Source organism: Nonomuraea sp. NPDC050786 (assembly GCF_040654115.1).
Taxonomy (GTDB): domain Bacteria; phylum Actinomycetota; class Actinomycetes; order Streptosporangiales; family Streptosporangiaceae; genus Nonomuraea.
In genome coordinates this window covers 291,206-308,826 of the sequence record NZ_JBFAHJ010000001.1, presented here as the reverse complement: position 1 = coordinate 308,826, position 17,621 = coordinate 291,206, and the positions used below count along the sequence as shown (strand labels likewise).

The following is a 17,621-nucleotide window of genomic DNA, read 5'->3' as shown; positions in this document are numbered from 1 at the left end:
CCGGAAAAGGACATTACGACGAAAGTAGTAAGAGCCGATCGACGATCGGGGCGTCCTGGGCGGGAGTTTTCGGCACCAGCCTGGGCCCATGCGTAAAACCCTTGCGACAGTCGTGATCTCCTTGGCCGTCCTCGCCGGAGCCGCTCCGGCGCACGCGGCCGATCTCGCCCTGCCGAAGCCGACCGGTTCCCGGCCGGTCGGCACGGCCAGCCTGCACCTGGTCGACTCGAGCCGCCCCGACCCGTGGAACCCCGAGGCGTCAGAGCGGGAGCTGATGGTCTCGCTCTGGTACCCGGCGAAGCGGGCCGTGGGGCGGCCGGCGCCGTACATGACGTCCCAGGAGTCCGCCGCCGTGCTCAAGGACTTCCCGGACGTGCCTCCGGACGCGCTCACCAGGACCAGGACGTACGCCCGGCTCGGCGCGCCCGTGAGCCCCGGCCGGCACCCGCTGGTCGTCATGTCGCCCGGCTTCTCCTTCCCGCGCGCCACCCTGACCTCGTTGGCCGAGGAGTTCGCGAGCCGCGGCTACCTGGTGGCGGCGGTGGAGCACACCTACGAGTCGGTCGCGACCACGTTTCCCGACGGCCGGACCACCACCTGCCTCGCCTGCGTGAAGGGTCAGGACAGTGCGAAGGTGGCCGCGGGACGGGTCAAGGACGTGCGGTTCGTGCTCGGCGAGCTGGTCAAGGGCCGGTGGGGCAGGGCGGTCGACCGGTCGAGGATCGCCATGATCGGCCATTCCATGGGCGGGTACGCCACCGCCCAGACCATGCTCGCGGACACCCGGATCAAGGCCGGCGTCAACCTGGACGGCACGTTCGCGCTGGACGAGCCGCTCGACCGGCCCTTCATGCTGGTCGGGGCGCCGGGGCACGCCCCCGGCTACGGCTCGTGGGACAAGGCGTGGGCCGGCCTGACGGGCTGGAAGCGCTGGATCACGGTGGTGGGGACCGACCACGGGGCATTCGTGGACTACGCCGTGCTCAGGCCGCGGCTCGGCCTCCCGGCGCAGCAGCTCGACGGCGCGCGGGCGCTGCGGATCGTCCGCGCTCACCTGGTCGGCTTCCTCGACCGGCACCTCCTCGGCAAGCCGGCCCCGGTCGAGGACTATCCCGAGGTCTCCGATCACACCCGGAACGCGTCGGCGTTCTCCGAGGCCCATTGAGCGAAGCTGCGCGCGTCCCGGCCGGTGATCTCGCGCACGGTCGGGACCACGGTGTAGCCGACCTCGGGGGTGTTGCCCAGGGCGTGGACGAGGAATTCGATGGTCTGCTCGCCCATGCCGTCGGCCGCCCACTTGGCCCGCGCCTCGTCCACGGTCAGCTCCACGTACTCGACGGGGCTGCCGATCGACGTCCCCAGGATCTCGACCTTCTGCCTGAGCGTGATCGCCTCGGGACCGGTCAGCACGTAAGTCCTGCCGCCGTGGCCGCCCTCGACCAGCACCGTCGCGGCCACGGCGGCGATGTCGCGCTCGTGCACGAGGGCGCTCAGCCGGTCGCCGAACGGCTCCTTGATGACGCCTTCCGTCTTCACCGTCTGCGCCCACCAGCGCAGCGTGTTGGACATGAACTCGACCGGGTGGAGCAGCGTCCACTCCAGGTCGGTCGCGGCCAGCGCCTGCTCGAGCGGGCCGTCCGCGCGGCCGCCCAGCACGGTGACCCGTCGCACGCCCGCCTCGACGGCCAGCTGCGCGATCGCGGCGCCGTCCGGCAGGGGCGCGTAGTCGTCGCCCGCGAAGTTGATCAGGTGCACGCCGGTGACGCCCTCGAAGGCGTCCTTCAGCGAATCGGGCCTGGCAAGGTCTCCGGCGACGACCTCGACGCTCTCGGGGAGGCCGGCCTTGGCGGGGTTCCTGGTCAGGGCGCGTACGTGCTGCCCGGCGGCGAGGAGCTCCTCGACGACGAGACGGCCGACGGTCCCGGTGGCTCCGGTGACGAGGATGGTCATGGCGAACCCCTTATTTCTCTGGAACGGAACGTTCTGCTCTTAGATTAGCAGAACGGAACGCTTTATTCCACATAGTTCTTGAGCGTGATGGCGTTCGCGGCGCGGTGGATGGGGCCGGCGATCCTGTCGATCATCCGGTCGCGGCCGGGCAGGTGCGGGAGCAGCCTGATCATCCTGGTCTGGAACCAGATCGCCACGGGGGAGCCGATCACCATGCCCTTGACGTTGGCCGGCCCGAGCGCCTGGTTCGCCTCGACGAACTCGCGCAGCTCGCGCTCGTAGCCTTCCGTGCCGCCGCCCTTCGCCAGCTCGCCCGCCAGCACGTACGCGCCCACGAGCGCGAGGCTCGTGCCCTGGCCGGAGGCCGGCGAGGCACAGTACGCCGCGTCGCCCACGAGCACGACGCGTCCCTTGGACCAGTGGTCCATGTGGATCTGGGTGACCGAGTCGAAGTAGAAGTCCTCGGCGTCGCGTACGGACTCCAGCAGCGCCGGCACCTCCCATCCGACGCCCCGCATGGCCTTCACCAGCAGGTCCTTCTGGGCGCCGGTGTCGCGGTGGTCGTAGGCCAGCGGCTCCGAGGACCACATGAACAGGGCCTTGGCGCCGGTGTCCTGCCTGGTGCTGTAGACGTTCGCGGTCCTGCCGGGGGCGGCGTGCACGGCCTCCTCGCGGTCCAGGCCGAGCTTGTTGGGCACCGTGCAGATGGAGATGTAGTAGCCGAGGTCGCGGGCGTACCGGGACTCCTCGCCGAAGGCGATCCTCCTGGTGGTGGAGTGCGCGCCGTCGGCGCCGACGACCAGGTCGAACCTGCGCGGCGCCGAGCGCTCGAACGTCACCGTGCCGTCCTCGGCGATGCCCGTGACGGAGTCGCCGAAGACGTACTCGACGTCGTGGCGCGTGAGGTCGTACAGCAGCTCGTTCAGGTCGCCGCGCATGATCTCGACGTCGTCGCCCGTGCGGCCGCCGAACAGGGCGGCGTCCATCGCCGCGACCTTTCTGCCCCTGGCGTCGTAGTGGGTGGCGATCCGCATGTCCGTGCTCCTGGCGCGGACCGCGTCCATGATCCCCATGCGCTCGACCACCTGGAGGGCGGCGCCCCTGATGTCCACCTTGTAGCCGCCCTCGCGGATCGCGGGGGCCCGCTCGACCACGGTCACGTCGAAGCCGTGCCGCTTGAGCCAGTACGCCGTCGTCGTGCCGGCGATGCTCGCGCCGGAGATGAGGATGTTCGTCATGGCCATGACAGTACATACGTCTCAGACGCTTGTCTAGGACGAATTTTCAAGACAGTTGTGCTAGTCTCCGGGCATGGGAAACAGGGAAGATCTGCTGGCCGGGGCGAAGCGGTGCCTGATCGAGAAGGGCTATTCGCGGACGACCGCGCGCGACATCGCCAACGCTTCCGGGGTGAGCCTGGCGGGCATCGGTTACCACTTCAAGTCGAAGGAAGCGCTGATGAACGAGGCGCTCTTCGAGACGATGCGGGAGTGGGGGGACGAGCTCGGGGCCACCCTGGCGGCCGACGTCAAGGCGGACGCGACGCCGCTGGAGCGCTTCGAGGCGGCCTGGGACCGGGTGACGGAGTCGTTCTCCAGGCTCCGGCCGCTGTGGGTGACCCAGTTCGAGCTGCTGGGGCAGATCGACCACGTGCCCGAGGTGCGCGAGCAGCTCGTGCGCTCCATCAAGGAGGCGCGGGTGGGGCTGGCGGAGCTCTTCGAGGGGCTGGAGCCGGGGAGCGATCCGGAGCGGGAGCGGCTGGTGGGGACGGTCTACCAGGCGATGCTGACCGGGTTCCTGTCACAGTGGCTGCTGGACCCGGACAGCGCGCTGTCGGGCCGCGAGGTGGTCACGGCCCTCCGCATGATCACGTCCTGACGGTGGGTGCGGTCAGAAGGCGCTGATGGTGGCCGGGGCGCGTTCGGCGCGGCTCAGGGTGCGGATGACCGCGGTCGCCCCGTGCCGGTGGACGGCCAGCCGGGCCAGCAGTTCCACCACCGGATCGATGATCGACGAGGGCAGCTCCGGTGTGTCCAGGCCCACGCTCGCCGCCAGGTCGTCCGAGTGCACGACCAGCTCCACCAGCCGCGTCAGCAGGAAGTCGTCCAGCCGCAGGGCCCAGCCCGACCACGGCAGGTCCACGACCCGGTCGGCGGGCTCGGCGGGCAGGGCGGCGCTCTGCAGGTCGAGCAGCGCCTGCGCCCTGTCGGCCAGCGCCGCGGCGCCGTCCGCCGCGGCCGCCTGGCCGCCGCGCCTGACGCTCACGTTGCTCTCGTGGTCGAGCCCCGCCTGCACCCACGGCGACCTCGAATAGTGCTCCAGGAGTCCGATCGGCTCCTGCGGCTGCCCGTTGGGCGCGAGCACGTCACGGACCCTGACGAGCTGGTGGGCCAGGTGCCCGGCCAGCCCTCCGACGCTGAACTCGGTGAGCGCGCTCGGCTTGTCCCAGGCCGCCGCCACCGCCGGAGCGCGCAGCAGTGAAACCGCTGATGCCGCGGCCACCAGATAGGACTGCCTGATTCCCCCCATTTGACGCCCTTTCCCCTGTTTCAGGTGGTAACTCGGGCCAAGACTATCCCTCCGACAATCAGGGCGAGCGCCGCCATCCTGCCCAGTGAGACGGGGTCGTCGTTGACCACGATGCCGAGGGTGATCGCGCCGGCCGCGCCGATGCCGGTGAAGACGGCGTACGCGGTGCCGACCGGGAGCGTGTTCATCGCCTGGGAGAGCAGCCATACGGCGGCGGCCATCAGCGCGAGGCAGACGAGCGTGGGCACGGGCCTGGTGAAGTTCTGCGTCGGCTTGATGCTCTGCGACCACGCCACCTCGATGAGGCCGGCCAGGGCCAGGATCAGCCAGTTCATCGGGCCGCGTCCTTGAGCGCCGCGGCCAGGGATTCCTCGTGCCGGTCGCGCAGGTGCGCCAGCGCCGGGTCGAGCCGTGCGTTGACCAGCTCCGCGTGGATGAACGTCACGTCCTCGACCCGGAAGTGGCCCTTGAAGAAGTCGCGCAGGTAGCGCTCCTGGTGGTCGTACGGCTCGCGCGGCGTGCCGGGGCCGTACGCGCCGCCGCGCGCGCTCGTCACCACGAACGAGCGGCCTTCGAGCGACATCTTGGGGAACGTGATCTGGTCCAGCCAGGCCTTCAGCGACGAGGGAATCGCATAGTTGTACATCGGCGTGCCGATCAGGATCACCTCGGCCGCCACCACCTCGTCCAGCAGCGGCTCCACGATGGCCCACGCCTGCCGCTGGGCGGGCGTACGCACCGCCTCCCGATAGCGCGAAATGTCGGTTATCTCGTGCTCGAGGATGTAGTCGCAGAGCTCGGTCCACGCCTCGCCGATGTGCGGGACCGGCTGCGCGGCCAGGTCCCGGTACGCGTACGGGCGACGGGGATGTGCCGCCCGCCACGTCTCGGCGTACACCGCGGACAGCCTCCGCGAGAACGACCCCGCCTGGCGTGCGCTCGCGTCCAGATGCAGCAGCATGATCTCTCCTTGCGACTCTAAGCGGACATGCTGTCCACTTCACTATAACCGGACGCAATGTCCACTTACAATGGACGCATGGAAAGAGCCGACGCCGCACGCAACCGAGCGCGGATCCTCGAGGCGGCCGCGCTGCTGTTCGCGGAGCGGTCCCCGCAGGACGTGACGATGGACGACATCGCCAGGAAGGCGGGAGTGGGCCGGGGCACGCTCTACCGCCGCTACCCCGACCGGGCGTCGATCGCCGTCGCGCTGCTCGACGAGCACGAGCGGGCGCTGCAGGACCGGTTGCTGCGCGGCGACCCGCCGCTCGGCCCGGGAGCGCCGCCCGTCGAGCGGCTCGCCGCGTTCTACGCCGCCATGGTGCGCCTGCTGGAGGACCACCGCCACCTGGTCCTCGGCTCGGAGGTGGGCCGGTCGCGCTTCGAGACGGGCGCGTACGGGTTCTGGCGGGCGCACGTGCGCGCGCTCGTGGTCGAGGCCCGCACCCCGGGCCCCGACGCCCTGGTGGACGTCCTGCTCGCGCCCCTGGCCCCCGAGGTCTACGGCTACCAGCGCTCGGAGCGCGGGCTGACCCCGGAGCAGATCACCGAGGCATTGGCCAGGCTCGCGGCGATCCTCAGGCCAGAGCCTTGCGGATCGCCGATCTGATGAACGCGCGGGCCAGCCTGCCCCTCCTGAAGCGGCTCAGCACCGGCGCCGCCGTGCCGTACCGGCGGGCCCGCACGTCGGCCACCACCTTCTCCGGCGCCCCCAGCTCGACGAGCACGTCCAGGGCCTCCCGCTTGCTGATCAGCCGCCCCTCCCGCAGCGTGACCGTGGCCCTGGCGACCGTCAGCATCCCCAGGTCCACCCAGATGTCGCGCAGCCAGCGCCGCCGCCCGCGCGTCTTGACGAGCCAGAAGTCGCGTAAGTCGGCCCGTACGAACTCGGCCACCTCCTCGTCGGACACCGGTGGCAGCAGGCCGGCGGGCGGCGGGCCGTACAGCTGGAGGGCCCCGTCGTGCAGCTCGCGGCGGGTGATGGCGGTGACGGGGCGGCGGAAGATCCGCTCCTGCGCCCACGTCACGTGCTCGGCGTCGGGATCGGCCAGCTCCTCCCTGGCCATGTACGAGCAGTGCAGCCGGGCCGCCAGCGGCTGGTCGAGCCCCCGGTGGACGGCCTTGATGCGGCGCCACTGCTCCATCGTCACCGGCATGCCGACGACCGCGATCAGGTCCAGGTCGCTACGCCCGGGCTGGTAGTCGTCGGTGGCCAGCGAGCCGTGCGCCCATAACGCGACCAGGGGAACGGTCTGCTCGATGCCCTGGAGGAAGTCGCTCAGCAGTCGTTGAGTCGCTGCGTGCATAGTGGCCACTATGATCCATCGGCCGCTGAGTGGGAAGGTCGCTCTTGATCACGAGGCGTTGAAGAGCGCGCTCACCGACTCGCCGTCGTGGATGCGGCGCATCGCCTCGGCCAGCGCGGGCGCGATCGACAGCACGGTGAGCTTCTCGCTGGGCTTGGGCGGCGGCACGGTGTTGGTGCAGACGATCTCCACGACCTCGGGCAGCGCGCTCAGCCGCTCCACCGCCCCGCTCGCGAACAGCCCGTGCGTGCACGCCACCCGGACCGTCCGCGCGCCGCGCTCGCGCAGCCGGTCGAGCAGCTCGATGACCGTGCTGCCCTTGGCGATCTCGTCGTCGAGGATGATCACGTCCTTGCCCTCGACCTCACCGATCACGGAGCTGATCACCACGCGGTCGTCGCTGAAGCGCTGCTTGGCGCCCATCGCGACCCCGGTGCCGAGCAGGCGCGCGAAGTGGGCGGCCTCCTTGGCGTTGCCGAGGTCGGGGGAGACGACGACCGTGTTCGACAGGTCGTACTGGCGGAAGTGCGCGGCCAGCTCGCGCAGCGCGTGCAGGTGGTCGACGGGGACGCTGAAGAAGCCGTGCACCTGCGGCGAGTGCAGCGTCATCGCCAGCACCCGGTTGGCGCCCGCGGTCACCATCAGGTCGGCGACCAGCCGCGCGCCGATCGAGATGCGCGGGGCGTCCTTCTTGTCCGACCGGGCGAAGGCATAGTGGGGCAGCACCACGGTGGTCCGCGCCGCCGACGCGCCCCGGGCCGCGTCGAGCATCAGCAGCAGCTCGACCAGATGCTCCTGTACGGGGGGCACGAGCGGCTGGATGAGGAACACGTCGCGCTCCCGGCAGTTGGCCTGGAGCTGCACCTCGAGCACGTCATTGGCGAAGCGCTCTATCCGCACCGGGTGGAGAGGTGTGCCCAGGTGGCTGCAGATCTCTTCGGCCAGCTCAGGATGGGCGCTGCCGCTGAAAACCGTGATGTCTCGCACGATTTCGTAAGCATAGCCCCCTGGCCTGCACGTTCATGAGGGCGACCCCAGCAGCTCGGCGGTCAGCGCGTCGAGGTCGGGCAGGACGCGCCCCGCCAGGGCCAGCGCGTCCGGCGCGGGCGGATAGCGCGGATGCGGCACGGCGATCACGCGCATGCCCGCCGCGTGCGCCGAGCGCAGCCCGTTGCTGGAGTCCTCCACGGCCACGCACTCCCGTGGATCGACCCCGAGCCGCCGGGCCGCCTCCAGGTATCCGTCCGGCGCCGGCTTGCCGCGCTCGACCTCCTCGGTCGAGACGGTGGCCGCGAAGCACTCCGTCAGCTCGGCCGCCTCCAGCACGACGTCGATCAGCGTACGCGGGGACGAACTGGCCAGCCCCAGCGTGACCGACTCGTGCAGGCGGCGCACCGCCTTCACCGCCCCCGGCATCAGCGGCACCTCGTCGCGGTAGCGGGCGGCCATCTGGTCGACCACCCTCCGCGCGATCTCGTCGGGCGACAGCGACACCCCGAGCGAGTGCAGGTACGCGGCCCACTCCTGGGTGCTCATGCCCATGAGCCTGGACTGCGTGTCGGCCTGCCACGTGCCGCCGTGCTCGGCGACGAAGGCCCGCCGCACCTCCTCCCACACCGGCTCGGAGTCCACCAGCACGCCATCAAGGTCGAACACACACGCTTCCACCCGACAAGCCAACCACACGGCTCCCGGCACGTCCTTATTGCCCTAGATTCATGCTATTAGGGCGATTTATTGGGCTATCCGGGCTGATTCTCGGGCACTCGGCTTGGCATGGCAGACCTTCCATTTCACGACAAGGGCGACTTCGCGGACGCGGACCGCGGTTTCATCGGGAAGCTCAGCCCGGCAGTGATCAGGACGGCGGATGGCAGGGTCATCTGGGACAACGACTCGTACGACTTCCTCCAGGGAGAGTGCCCGGACACGGCCCATCCCAGCCTCTGGCGGCAGGGCCGGCTCTGCGCCAGGCAGGGTCTGTACGAGGTCACCGAGGGCGTCTACCAAGTACGCGGCCTGGACCTGTCGAACATGACCCTGGTCGAGGGCGAGCGCGGCGTCCTCGTGATCGACCCGCTGATCTCCGTCGAGTGCGCCGCCGCCGCGCTGAGGCTCTACCGCGACCACCGCGGCGACCGCCCGGTCACCGGCGTGCTCTACACGCACTCGCACGCGGACCACTTCGGCGGCGTACGCGGCGTCACCGACGGGGACGTGCCGATCCTGGCCCCCGCCGGCTTCATGGAACACGCCGTGGCGGAGAACGTCTACGCGGGCCCCGCCATGACCCGCCGGGCCGTCTACATGTACGGCCCCGCGCTGCCCCGCTCGCCCGAGGGCCAGATCGGCTGCGGCCTCGGCATGACGACCTCGACGGGCACCGTGTCGCTCATCCCGCCCACGCTGGACGTCACGCGTACCGGACAGGAGGAGACCGTCGACGGGATCCCGCTGGTCTTCCAGCTCACACCGGGCACGGAGGCCCCCGCCGAGATGAACCTCCTCCTCCCCGACCGCCGCGCTCTCTGCCTGGCCGAGAACGCCACCCACAACCAGCACAACATCCTCACCCTGCGCGGCGCGCAGGTCCGCGACGCCCGTCTCTGGGCGCGCTACCTGAACGAGGCCATCTCGCTCTTCGCCGACCGGGCCGACGTCGCCTTCGCCTCGCACCACTGGCCCACCTGGGGCCGCGACGGCATCGTGCGCTTCCTCGAGCAGCAGCGGGACATGTACGCGTACCTGCACGACCAGACCCTGCGGCTGCTCAACAAGGGCCTGACCGGGCCCGAGATCGCCGAGGCCCTGCACATGCCCCCCGGGCTGGAGGAGGCCTGGCACACGCGCGGCTACTACGGCTCGGTCAGCCACAACGTCAAGGCCATCTACCAGCGCTACCTGGGGTGGTTTGACGGGAATCCGGCGCGGCTGTGGGAGCACCCGCCGAGGGAGAGCGCGGTCCGGTACGTCGAATGCCTGGGCGGCGGCTCGGGCGTGGTCGAACTCGCCAGGCGCTACGTCCGCGAGAACGACCTGCGCTTCGCCGCCCAGCTGCTCAACCACGCCGTCTTCGCCGACGAGGGCAACAAGGAGGCGCGCGACCTGCTCGCCGAGGTCTACACCCGGCTCGGCCACGGCGCCGAGAACGCCACGTGGCGCAACTTCTACCTCATGGGCGCCCTGGAGCTGTCCGAGGGCATCGTGCCGGCCACCGTGGACGCCACCTCGCCCGACCTGCTCACCGCGCTGACCGTGGAGCAGATCTTCGACTCGCTCGCCATCCGCGTGGACGGACCCCGCGCCTGGAACGAGCGGCTGTCGATCGACTGGGAGCTGACCGATCTGGGGGAGCGGCACCGTACGACGTTGTCCAACGGCGCGCTCATCCATCAGCGGCAGCCGGCGGGCGAGAGCGCGGACCTGACGCTCCGGCTGACGAAGGAGCAGCTCGTGGGGCTGCTGTCGGGCAAGGGCGTCGAGGGCGTGGAGCGCGAGGGGGACACGGCGGCCCTGCGGCGGCTGGTCGCCGTGCTCGACCGGCCGGTGCCGGACTTCGCCATCGTGACGGCCTGACCCGTCACTCCGGCCCTTCGACCTCGAGCGCTCTGCAGGCCAGCACCAGCAGCGTCACCACGGCGGCCCCGGAGCCCGGGCCCACCACGAGCGGCATGGTCAGCTCGCCGGCGTGCCAGGCCGCCGCCAGGATCGCCGCCGACGTCACCACCGTCACCCCGAACATCGCCGCCCACAGCGGCAGCAGCTCCAGGTACGCGAAGAGCAGCGGGAACGCCAGCCAGACGAACGGCGGCGCCACCGCGGCGAGCACCAGCCAGCCGGCCGTCACCAGCCCGAGCCACACGGGCCCCCGCGCCCGGACCACGGCCAGGCAGCCGGCGGCGTAAGCCAGGCCGAGCAGCACGCCGCCGACGGCCACGGCGACGCGGCCCTCGCGCAGCGAGCTCACCACGGCGATCGCGAGAAGCACGCAGGCGGTGGCGTGCACCGCCCACCGCAGCAACCGCGACGGAACGTCCATCATTACTCACCCACAGTAACAACGGACCTGGCCGAGGTCACGCGCCGCGACGCCGCCGCATGAAGGTCGTGATCAGGAAGTACAGGATCCCGGCCAGCACGAGGGCGATGGCCACCCCGATGTTGGCCGCCCCGAACGTGCTCTTCTCCAGTTCGTCGCTCATCAGGAAGCCGACCACATGGGCGATGTACGGATCGGCCGAGGTGATCAGCCCGAGCCCCACGACCGACGCCACGACCAGCGACACCAGCCCGGCCCCGTTGAGCGCGGGCGCGCCCCGCCGCAGCAGCCGCTCGTCGTACGACCGGCCGCCGGCCCGCAGCAGCCACATGTCCACCAGGAAGATCGCCACCCAGGCCGCCATCACCACACCGATGATCGCCAGGAACGCCTGGAAGGTGCCGAGGAAGCTGTCGGACACGAACAGCAGGTAGTACCCGCCGAGCACCATGAGGACACCGTCGATCAGCACCGCGTAGTGCCGCCTGATCGGCACGCCCAGGGCCAGCATCGACAGCCCGGACGAGTAGATGTCCATGATCGCCCCGGCCAGGAAGCCTCCGATGGCGGTCAGCAGGTACGGCAGCAGGAACCACGTCGGCAGCGCCCCGGCCAGCGCCCCCACCGGATCGCCCCCGGCGGCCTCGGCCAGCTTCGGATCGCCGCCCGCCAGCAGCACGCCGAACACGAGCAGCACCATGGGCGGCAGCACGCCGCCCAGCGTCGTCCACAGCGCCACCGACCTGGGCCGGGAGTTCGCGGGCAGGTACCGGGAGTAGTCGGCGCCGCAGTTGACCCAGCCGAGCCCCAGCAGCGTCATGGCGAAGATGACCCCGCCCACCCATCCGCCGGGTCCCGCGGTGCTCTCCAGCGACCCGCCGAGTTTCGGCGCCATGAGGATCATGTAGACGACGGTCAGCACGACGAACGCGTACGTCAGGTACCGCTGCACCGCCATGATCATGGCGTGGCCGTACACGCCGACCGCGACCACCACGACGGCGGCCACGGCGAAGCAGAGGGCGGTCGCCGTCGTGGCGGGGAGGCCGGGCGCGATCCGGGCCAGGATGGCCGCGCCGCTCTGTGCGGAGAGCGTGACGAGGACGATCTCCCAGCCGACGTTCGAGATGTACGAGAAGACGGCGGGCAGCTTGTTCCCCTGGTAGCCGAAGGGCGCCCGTCCCAGGGTCATCGTCGGCACGCCCGACCGCGTCCCCCCGATGGCGACCAGGCCGACCAGCAGGAACGACAGCACGTACCCGACGGTCCCGGTGATGATCGCCGGGACCACGCCCAGGCCGAGGCCGACGATGTACACCCCGAACGCGACGCCGAACAGGGAGAGGTTGGAGCCCGCCCAGGGCCAGAACAGATCCCCGGGGCGGCCGCGCCGCTCGGCTTCGGGAACGGCGTTGATGCCGTTCTGCTCAACGGTCATCGAATGCATGACCGGACGTTACCCGTCTTTTGGGGAGAAAGGAGAACTATGAGCGGAATGGGAGCGTCCGAGGCGGACACGCGCAGGCACGCACTGGCGGTGTGCCTGGTGGCGGCGTTCATGACGGGGCTGGACGTGAGCATCGTCAACGTGGCACTGCCGTCGATCCGGGCGAGCCTGCACGCGAGCGAGGGCGGTCTCCAGTGGACGCTGTCCGGCTATGCCCTGACGTTCGGGCTGCTGCTGGTCCCGGCCGGGAGGCTCGGGGACGCCAGGAGCCGCAGGGCGCTCTTCATGTGGGGCGTGACGCTGTTCACGCTGTCCAGCGCGGCGTGCGGCCTCGCCTGGGACACGAACGTGCTGATCGCGGCCCGGCTGGTGCAGGGCATGGCGGCCGGGACGCTGAACCCGCAGGTCTCGGGCCTGATCCAGCAGATGTTCCGCGGGTACGAGCGAGGCCGGGCGTTCGGCGCGCTGGGCGCCACGATCGGCGTCTCCACCGCCGCGGGCCCGCTGATCGGCGGCGCCCTCGTCACCGTCTTCGGGGCCGACCACGGGTGGCGATGGGTGTTCCTGGTGAACGTGCCGATCGGGATGATCCTGCTGCCCCTGGCCTGGCGCGTACTGCCCGCCCCTGACGCCGTGCCGCGGCGGGAGCGGCGGGAGAGCATGGACCCGGTCGGCGTCCTGCTCCTCGGCGCCGGAGTGACGGGCTTGCTCCTGCCCTTCATCCAGCGCCACCAATGGGAGGGGAACGCCAAGTGGGTGCTCATTCCCCTCTCGTTCCTGGTGCTGGCCGGTTTCGTGACGTGGGAGCGGTTCTACCGCCGCGAGCCGCTGGTCGACCTGGCGCTCTTCAGGAAGCGCTCGTACAGCCTGGGCTCGGCCATCGCCCTGCTCTACTTCTCCGGCTTCACGGGGATCTTCTTCATCTTCACCCTGTACCTGCAGAGCGGCCTGGGCTACAACCCCCTGCAGGCCGGCCTCTCGATCACCCCGTTCGCCCTCGGCTCCGCCTCGGCCAGCGTGGTCGGCGGGCGGCTGGTGCACCGCCTCGGCCGCCGCCTGGTCGCCCTCGGCCTGACCACGGTCATCATCGGCGTCTCCGCGACCATGGCCGCCACCGCCCTGGTCCCCGGCCGCGGCGTGGGCCTGGCCACCGCGCTCCCCCTGCTGGTGGCGGGCATCGGCAGCGGCCTGGTCATCTCGCCGAACCAGGCCATCACCCTGTCGGAGGTCCCGCCCGCGGGCGGCGGCAGCGCGGCGGGGGTCCTGCAGACGTGCCAGCGCCTGGGCTCGGCCGTCGGGATCGCGGCGGTCGGCTCGACGTTCTTCGGCGCCCTCGACCAGGGCTGGCCGGTGGCGTTCCGCCACGGCCTGATGGTGCTGCTGCTCTTCATCCTCCTGGCGCTGTCAGCCGCCGCCTACGACCTCGCCCGCACCCAGCAGACCGCGCGATGATGCTGGGGAACAGAGTCGACGGGGAGGAGGCGGCGGCGTGCGGGCGAGGCTGCGCAAGCTGTACGCGGGCGGGCGGGAGTTCGTGTGGAGCGGCCGGATCCACCACGTGGCCGGTGACCGCGACTGTCACCGGTGCGTCCGCCTGCGCATCTGGGGCGCAGGCAAGAACAGCCGGGTGCTCGAGGCGGACCTGCTGTCCAAGGCGATTTTGCCGTGGGGCTGCGCGAGCGACTCCTCCTACCCGACGCCGGTCGACGTGCGGCAGGTCATCGACCACGCCCTGGCGCTCGGCTGGGATCCCGGCCTCGCCGGCGGGACCTTCTTCCTGAGCGAGGCCTCCGCGTTCGAACTGCCCGGCTTCCTCCTCACCGACCGCCTCAGGGACGACGGGGCGCCCGATCCGACCGCACGAGTATTCGAAGCTTCCGAACGCGGCTGATCCCCTACCGTGGAGGGCCATGGATCACGGAACGGCGGAGCTGCGTTTCCCGCCCGAGCGGGTGCCCGGCCGGGGGCGTGGCTGGTACCGAGGCGACTGCCATGTGCATTCGGAGCTCTCGCACGGCGGAGAGCTGACACCGGAGCAGCTCGCGGCCGCCGCCCGCGCGGCGGGGCTGGACTTCATCGCGACCACCGAGCACAACACCTCCGACGCGCACGGCGCCTGGGGCGCGCTCGCCGGTGACGATCTGCTCGTGATCCTCGGCCAGGAGGCCACCACCCAGACCGGCCACTGGCTGGCGCTCGGCATCCGACCGGGGCAGGTGATCGACTGGCGGTACGGCGTACGGGACGGCGTGATCGACCGACACCTCGATCAGGTCCATCAGGCCGGTGGGACATGCGTGGCGGCCCACCCGCACGCGCCGTACCCCTCCGGCGCCTTCATGTACCCGTACGAGGGGTTCGACGCGGTGGAGGTCTGGAACGGGCTGTGGACCTCCAGCCTGCCGTGGAACGCGGACAACGAGTCGGCACTGGCCGAATGGGGACGCAACCTGACCTGCGACATTCTCGGCGGACGCTGGCGGCCGGCCGTAGGCAACAGCGACACCCATCTCGAGGGCCAGATCGGCACGCCGCACACGGTCGTGCTGGCAGAGGAGCTGAGCACCGAGGCGGTCCTCGCCGGCGTCCGCGCCGGCCGCAGCTGGATCGCCGAATCGGCCACGGTCGCGCTGTCGTTCGAGGTCTCCGCCGCTGATCGCAGCGCCGGCATCGGCGAACGCCTGGAGACCTCCGGCGCACCGGCCGTGGTGCGGCTGGACGTACGCGGCGTGCCGTCCGGCACTGTCAGCTTCCACACCGATCGCGGCAAGGTGCACCGCGAATCGCTGCCCGACGCCGGATCGGGCACCTTGGAGTGGCGCACCAGCGCGGAGGAGTCGGTGTTCGTCCGCATCGAGGTACGCCATCCCGACGGTCAGATGGCGGCCCTCACCAACCCGATCATCCTCATCTGAATAGCCGGACTCTGTCGATCAGCTCGCGACCTCGGTCTCGCTCGCGCGACGCGAGGCACCCCGGCGGGCGGCGAGCCGTCCCGCGTACTCCTTGACGGCCAGCGACAGGGCCAGGGTCTCCGGGCCCAGGACCAGGCCCGCGCAGAGCAGCCGGTACCAGAACGCGGCGGACAGGGGACCCTCGGCGAGCCCGGCGGCCGTCCAGCGCAGGACCTCCGCGAAGACCGGCAGCAGCAGGAGGCAGAACCAGACGGCCACTCCGAGGAATCCCGCCAGCCACACCCAGCGGAACCAGCGCCCGACGCGCAGGTCGGTCTCGGTCGAGTCGGCCAGTTCCTCGGCCTCCTCCGGCGTCAGCCGCCCGAAGGCGCGCCGCAGCATCAACGTCTTCACGCGCCACAGGTTGCGGCAGCCCAGCGCGTTGACCAGCACCGCGTAGAGGTCGGTGCGCAGGAAGACCAGGCTCTGCCAGAGCATCTGCATGACCTTGATGAACACCCAGGCGGCCAGCAGCGACCGGACCAGGTCCGGGGCCGACCAGTTCCCGGTGTCGATCAGCAGCCGGCCGGTGAGCAGCACGGCGAGCAGGACGGAGTCCACGGCCAGGCCCGCCAGCAGCGGGCCGTACCGCCGGCGGCGGGGGAGCGTCCACAGCTGGGTGAGGTCGGTTTCGAACACGAGCATCCACATGCGGCGGTCGACGCCGAAGCGGGTCTGGATGCCGAGAGCCCGCGCGCCGAACCAGTGGCCGCACTCGTGGCTGGCCGCCGCGAACCACACGAAGGGAAGCCAGGCCAGCGCGCTCAGCCCGGTGTCGTCGAAGGCGAAGGCGTCCTCGGCCGGGTCCGGGATCAGACCGGGCCGGAAGACGAAGACGCCCACCGCGTAGAGCAGGCAGGCGGCGTAGAAGGTCCAGGCCACGGGGCCGAAGAAGGGGCGTACCGCCTCCGGGCGGATGCTGGTCATCCAGCGGCGGGCCTGGATGGGCGCGGTGCGGACGGGTTCCGGCGCGGCGCCGTCCCCCGTGTCCTCGTCGCCGGCGTCATCGGCCAGGAAGCCGAGCTCCCCGAGGGTGTCGACGAACGACGGCACGTTGACCGGCTGGCCGGCGAACTCCTCGGCCTCGGCCGCCGCCTCCTCGATGCTGGCTCCCCGCTGGAGGGCGGCGATCACCACCCCGCCGACCGCCGGGATCGTCACGAAGGTACCGGTGGCGGGGTCGCCCACCAGCACCTCGTCGTCGCCCTCGGGAACGACGCTGAGTGCTTTGAGCCTGACCGTGGCGGAGCCGGGGGTGGTCACCGGCGTTCACCCTCGCGCGGCGGCGCCAGGAGGCAGACCTGGCACTGTGGGTTCTTGGGCAGGGGCTGCCACTCCGGGACCAGCCCCTGGCGCATGTCGAGGGTGACGCGGAACCCGGCCGCGCGAGGCGGTTCGTAGCCGGTGAGGTACCGCTGCGCCTCGAAGGCGAGCAGCGAGCCGACCTGCATCGCCATCGGCCCGGTGAGCGGGTTGCTCAGCTTCATGTTCTCCACGATCCGGTACGCGACTCCCTCCGAGGTGTCCTCGGCGGGCCGGTCGGCATAGTCGCAGGCCAGACATGCCGTCCGGCCCGGATCCACGGACAGGTACATCAGCTGGCTGCGGTTGGCGCCACCCAGCACGTACGGGATGCCGGCCCGGACCGCGGCCTCGTTCGCCCAGAGGTTGGCGTGCGGATGGCCGTCGAGGCCGCCCGCGATCAGGTCGACGCCCTGGACCAGGTCGGCGAGGTCCTCGGGGGCGGAGACCCAGCGGTCGACGGGGTGCACCTTGATGCCCGGGTCGTAGTCGCGCACCCACGCGGCCGCGCGCTCGGCCTTCGACAGGCCGATGTCCGCATGCCGGTAGAGGAACTGCCGGGCGAAGTTACGGGGTTCGACGCGGTCCTGGTCGACCAGCGTCATCTCGCCGACGCCGAGGCCGGCCAGGCACTGCACCAGGGAGGAGCCGCCTCCGCCGACGCCGAGCACCAGGACGTGGGCCTCGCGCAGGGGCCGGAGGAACGCGGCGCGGCGGCGGTCCAGGGAGGCGTAGGTGCCGTAGAAGCTGAGGTTCGAGAAGTGGCGTTCGTCCTCGTCCGGGTCGCCGAGGGTCCTGCCGTCGGCATCCTCGACGAGGCCCAGGGAGTCGAGCCCGCTCAGGCCCCGGGCGACGTCCTCCTCGGAGAGGCTGAACCCGTGCCTGCCGAGGGCGACGCTCAACTCGGCGGCGGTCTGCGGGGCCCGGCGCAGCTCGCTCAGGAGCGCGGCCACCTGGCCTTCTGGGTCGCTCAGGGTTATCGCCTCGCGAGCGTCGAAGACCACCAGCAGATCCTCGCCGGTCGCCTCCCACTCGCATTCCTTCAACGCCACACGCATCGTGCCTCCAGCGCCAGTACGCATGTAGGGGAG

General features: G+C 71.1%; 19 protein-coding genes. 7 read left to right on the top strand and 12 right to left on the bottom strand.

All coding sequences use genetic code 11. The features are described 5' to 3' along the window. Positions 1-88 precede the first annotated feature (88 nt). Positions 89-1,165 (top strand): alpha/beta hydrolase, encoded by a 1,077-nt coding sequence (locus AB0H84_RS01640; protein WP_357596526.1) that lies wholly within the window; start codon positions 89-91, stop codon positions 1,163-1,165. On the opposite strand, the gene AB0H84_RS01635 is transcribed toward AB0H84_RS01640, so the two are convergent. Both AB0H84_RS01635 and AB0H84_RS01630 read right to left on the bottom strand, forming a co-directional pair. Beyond that, positions 1,126-1,950, bottom strand: a complete 825-nt coding sequence (locus AB0H84_RS01635; RefSeq protein ID WP_357596524.1) for an NmrA family NAD(P)-binding protein — start codon at positions 1,948-1,950, stop codon at positions 1,126-1,128. The genes AB0H84_RS01640 and AB0H84_RS01635 overlap by 40 nt on opposite strands. 62 nt (positions 1,951-2,012) lie before the next feature. Further along, a complete protein-coding gene (locus tag AB0H84_RS01630) occupies positions 2,013-3,188 on the bottom strand; it encodes an FAD-dependent monooxygenase (RefSeq protein WP_357596521.1) in 1,176 nt (391 codons plus the stop codon). A gap of 73 nt (positions 3,189-3,261) precedes the next feature. On the opposite strand from AB0H84_RS01630, the gene AB0H84_RS01625 reads away from it, so the two are divergent. Continuing rightward, positions 3,262-3,828: a TetR/AcrR family transcriptional regulator gene (locus AB0H84_RS01625; protein ID WP_357596518.1), complete on the top strand. Its 567-nt coding sequence runs from the start codon at positions 3,262-3,264 to the stop codon at positions 3,826-3,828. 12 nt (positions 3,829-3,840) lie between these two features. Here AB0H84_RS01625 and AB0H84_RS01620 read toward each other — a convergent pair whose 3' ends face one another. Genes AB0H84_RS01620 through AB0H84_RS01610 form a run of 3 tightly spaced genes read right to left on the bottom strand, consistent with a single transcriptional unit; the run spans position 3,841 to position 5,440 of the window. Beyond that, on the bottom strand, positions 3,841-4,479 hold the full coding sequence (locus tag AB0H84_RS01620) for a maleylpyruvate isomerase N-terminal domain-containing protein (protein ID WP_357596515.1): 639 nt from the start codon (positions 4,477-4,479) through the stop codon (positions 3,841-3,843). A gap of 20 nt (positions 4,480-4,499) precedes the next feature. After that, a complete protein-coding gene (locus tag AB0H84_RS01615; RefSeq protein ID WP_357596512.1) occupies positions 4,500-4,814 on the bottom strand; it encodes a multidrug efflux SMR transporter in 315 nt (104 codons plus the stop codon). Then, positions 4,811-5,440 (bottom strand): NAD(P)H-dependent oxidoreductase, encoded by a 630-nt coding sequence (locus tag AB0H84_RS01610; protein ID WP_357596509.1) that lies wholly within the window; start codon positions 5,438-5,440, stop codon positions 4,811-4,813. Before AB0H84_RS01610 ends, AB0H84_RS01615 begins: the two co-directional genes overlap by 4 nt. 78 nt (positions 5,441-5,518) lie before the next feature. Between AB0H84_RS01610 and AB0H84_RS01605 the strand changes: the two genes are divergently transcribed. Further along, positions 5,519-6,091 (top strand): helix-turn-helix domain-containing protein, encoded by a 573-nt coding sequence (locus AB0H84_RS01605; RefSeq protein WP_357596506.1) that lies wholly within the window; start codon positions 5,519-5,521, stop codon positions 6,089-6,091. Here the strand turns inward: AB0H84_RS01605 and AB0H84_RS01600 are convergent. Genes AB0H84_RS01600 through AB0H84_RS01590 form a run of 3 tightly spaced genes read right to left on the bottom strand, consistent with a single transcriptional unit; the run spans position 6,060 to position 8,444 of the window. After that, positions 6,060-6,788, bottom strand: coding sequence for a nucleotidyltransferase (locus AB0H84_RS01600; protein WP_357596503.1), 729 nt, complete (start codon positions 6,786-6,788; stop codon positions 6,060-6,062). The genes AB0H84_RS01605 and AB0H84_RS01600 overlap by 32 nt on opposite strands. Before the next feature lie 48 nt (positions 6,789-6,836). Next, positions 6,837-7,775 (bottom strand): ribose-phosphate pyrophosphokinase, encoded by a 939-nt coding sequence (locus AB0H84_RS01595; RefSeq protein WP_357596500.1) that lies wholly within the window; start codon positions 7,773-7,775, stop codon positions 6,837-6,839. Between the two features lie 33 nt (positions 7,776-7,808). Then, complete coding sequence (locus AB0H84_RS01590) at positions 7,809-8,444, bottom strand: HAD family phosphatase (RefSeq protein ID WP_357596497.1); 636 nt, start codon at positions 8,442-8,444, stop codon at positions 7,809-7,811. A gap of 120 nt (positions 8,445-8,564) precedes the next feature. Between AB0H84_RS01590 and AB0H84_RS01585 the strand changes: the two genes are divergently transcribed. Further along, a complete protein-coding gene (locus tag AB0H84_RS01585) occupies positions 8,565-10,364 on the top strand; it encodes an alkyl sulfatase dimerization domain-containing protein (RefSeq protein WP_357596494.1) in 1,800 nt (599 codons plus the stop codon). A 4-nt stretch (positions 10,365-10,368) separates the two neighbouring features. Here AB0H84_RS01585 and AB0H84_RS01580 read toward each other — a convergent pair whose 3' ends face one another. Continuing rightward, positions 10,369-10,827: a hypothetical protein gene (locus AB0H84_RS01580; protein ID WP_357596491.1), complete on the bottom strand. Its 459-nt coding sequence runs from the start codon at positions 10,825-10,827 to the stop codon at positions 10,369-10,371. 37 nt (positions 10,828-10,864) lie between these two features. Then, entirely contained in the window at positions 10,865-12,265 is a 1,401-nt protein-coding gene (locus AB0H84_RS01575) for a cytosine permease (RefSeq protein WP_357596489.1), read from the bottom strand. Between the two features lie 48 nt (positions 12,266-12,313). On the opposite strand from AB0H84_RS01575, the gene AB0H84_RS01570 reads away from it, so the two are divergent. Genes AB0H84_RS01570 through AB0H84_RS01560 form a run of 3 tightly spaced genes read left to right on the top strand, consistent with a single transcriptional unit; the run spans position 12,314 to position 15,189 of the window. After that, on the top strand, positions 12,314-13,726 hold the full coding sequence (locus tag AB0H84_RS01570) for an MFS transporter (RefSeq protein ID WP_357596486.1): 1,413 nt from the start codon (positions 12,314-12,316) through the stop codon (positions 13,724-13,726). A gap of 37 nt (positions 13,727-13,763) precedes the next feature. Further along, positions 13,764-14,165, top strand: coding sequence for a hypothetical protein (locus tag AB0H84_RS01565; protein WP_357596483.1), 402 nt, complete (start codon positions 13,764-13,766; stop codon positions 14,163-14,165). A gap of 19 nt (positions 14,166-14,184) precedes the next feature. Beyond that, a complete protein-coding gene (locus AB0H84_RS01560) occupies positions 14,185-15,189 on the top strand; it encodes a CehA/McbA family metallohydrolase (RefSeq protein ID WP_357596480.1) in 1,005 nt (334 codons plus the stop codon). Between the two features lie 18 nt (positions 15,190-15,207). Here AB0H84_RS01560 and AB0H84_RS01555 read toward each other — a convergent pair whose 3' ends face one another. Together AB0H84_RS01555 and AB0H84_RS01550 are read right to left on the bottom strand one after the other, a co-directional pair. After that, entirely contained in the window at positions 15,208-16,491 is a 1,284-nt protein-coding gene (locus tag AB0H84_RS01555) for a hypothetical protein (protein WP_357596478.1), read from the bottom strand. Then, complete coding sequence (locus AB0H84_RS01550; RefSeq protein ID WP_357596475.1) at positions 16,488-17,588, bottom strand: ThiF family adenylyltransferase; 1,101 nt, start codon at positions 17,586-17,588, stop codon at positions 16,488-16,490. The genes AB0H84_RS01555 and AB0H84_RS01550 overlap by 4 nt, the downstream gene beginning before the upstream one ends. Positions 17,589-17,621 lie beyond the last annotated feature (33 nt).

Bases quoted from the DNA above. Each gene is read 5' to 3' on its own strand.
- AB0H84_RS01615 (WP_357596512.1), bottom strand. From the start codon at position 4,814: ATGAACTGGCTGATCCTGGCCCTGGCCGGCCTCATCGAGGTGGCGTGG.
- AB0H84_RS01605 (WP_357596506.1), top strand. From the start codon at position 5,519: ATGGAAAGAGCCGACGCCGCACGCAACCGAGCGCGGATCCTCGAGGCG.
- AB0H84_RS01630 (WP_357596521.1), bottom strand. From the start codon at position 3,188: ATGACGAACATCCTCATCTCCGGCGCGAGCATCGCCGGCACGACGACG.
- AB0H84_RS01580 (WP_357596491.1), bottom strand. From the start codon at position 10,827: ATGGACGTTCCGTCGCGGTTGCTGCGGTGGGCGGTGCACGCCACCGCC.
- AB0H84_RS01625 (WP_357596518.1), top strand. From the start codon at position 3,262: ATGGGAAACAGGGAAGATCTGCTGGCCGGGGCGAAGCGGTGCCTGATC.
- AB0H84_RS01550 (WP_357596475.1), bottom strand. From the start codon at position 17,588: ATGCGTGTGGCGTTGAAGGAATGCGAGTGGGAGGCGACCGGCGAGGAT.
- AB0H84_RS01600 (WP_357596503.1), bottom strand. From the start codon at position 6,788: ATGCACGCAGCGACTCAACGACTGCTGAGCGACTTCCTCCAGGGCATC.
- AB0H84_RS01560 (WP_357596480.1), top strand. From the start codon at position 14,185: ATGGATCACGGAACGGCGGAGCTGCGTTTCCCGCCCGAGCGGGTGCCC.
- AB0H84_RS01620 (WP_357596515.1), bottom strand. From the start codon at position 4,479: ATGGGGGGAATCAGGCAGTCCTATCTGGTGGCCGCGGCATCAGCGGTT.
- AB0H84_RS01610 (WP_357596509.1), bottom strand. From the start codon at position 5,440: ATGCTGCTGCATCTGGACGCGAGCGCACGCCAGGCGGGGTCGTTCTCG.
- AB0H84_RS01585 (WP_357596494.1), top strand. From the start codon at position 8,565: ATGGCAGACCTTCCATTTCACGACAAGGGCGACTTCGCGGACGCGGAC.
- AB0H84_RS01570 (WP_357596486.1), top strand. From the start codon at position 12,314: ATGAGCGGAATGGGAGCGTCCGAGGCGGACACGCGCAGGCACGCACTG.
- AB0H84_RS01635 (WP_357596524.1), bottom strand. From the start codon at position 1,950: ATGACCATCCTCGTCACCGGAGCCACCGGGACCGTCGGCCGTCTCGTC.
- AB0H84_RS01575 (WP_357596489.1), bottom strand. From the start codon at position 12,265: ATGACCGTTGAGCAGAACGGCATCAACGCCGTTCCCGAAGCCGAGCGG.
- AB0H84_RS01640 (WP_357596526.1), top strand. From the start codon at position 89: ATGCGTAAAACCCTTGCGACAGTCGTGATCTCCTTGGCCGTCCTCGCC.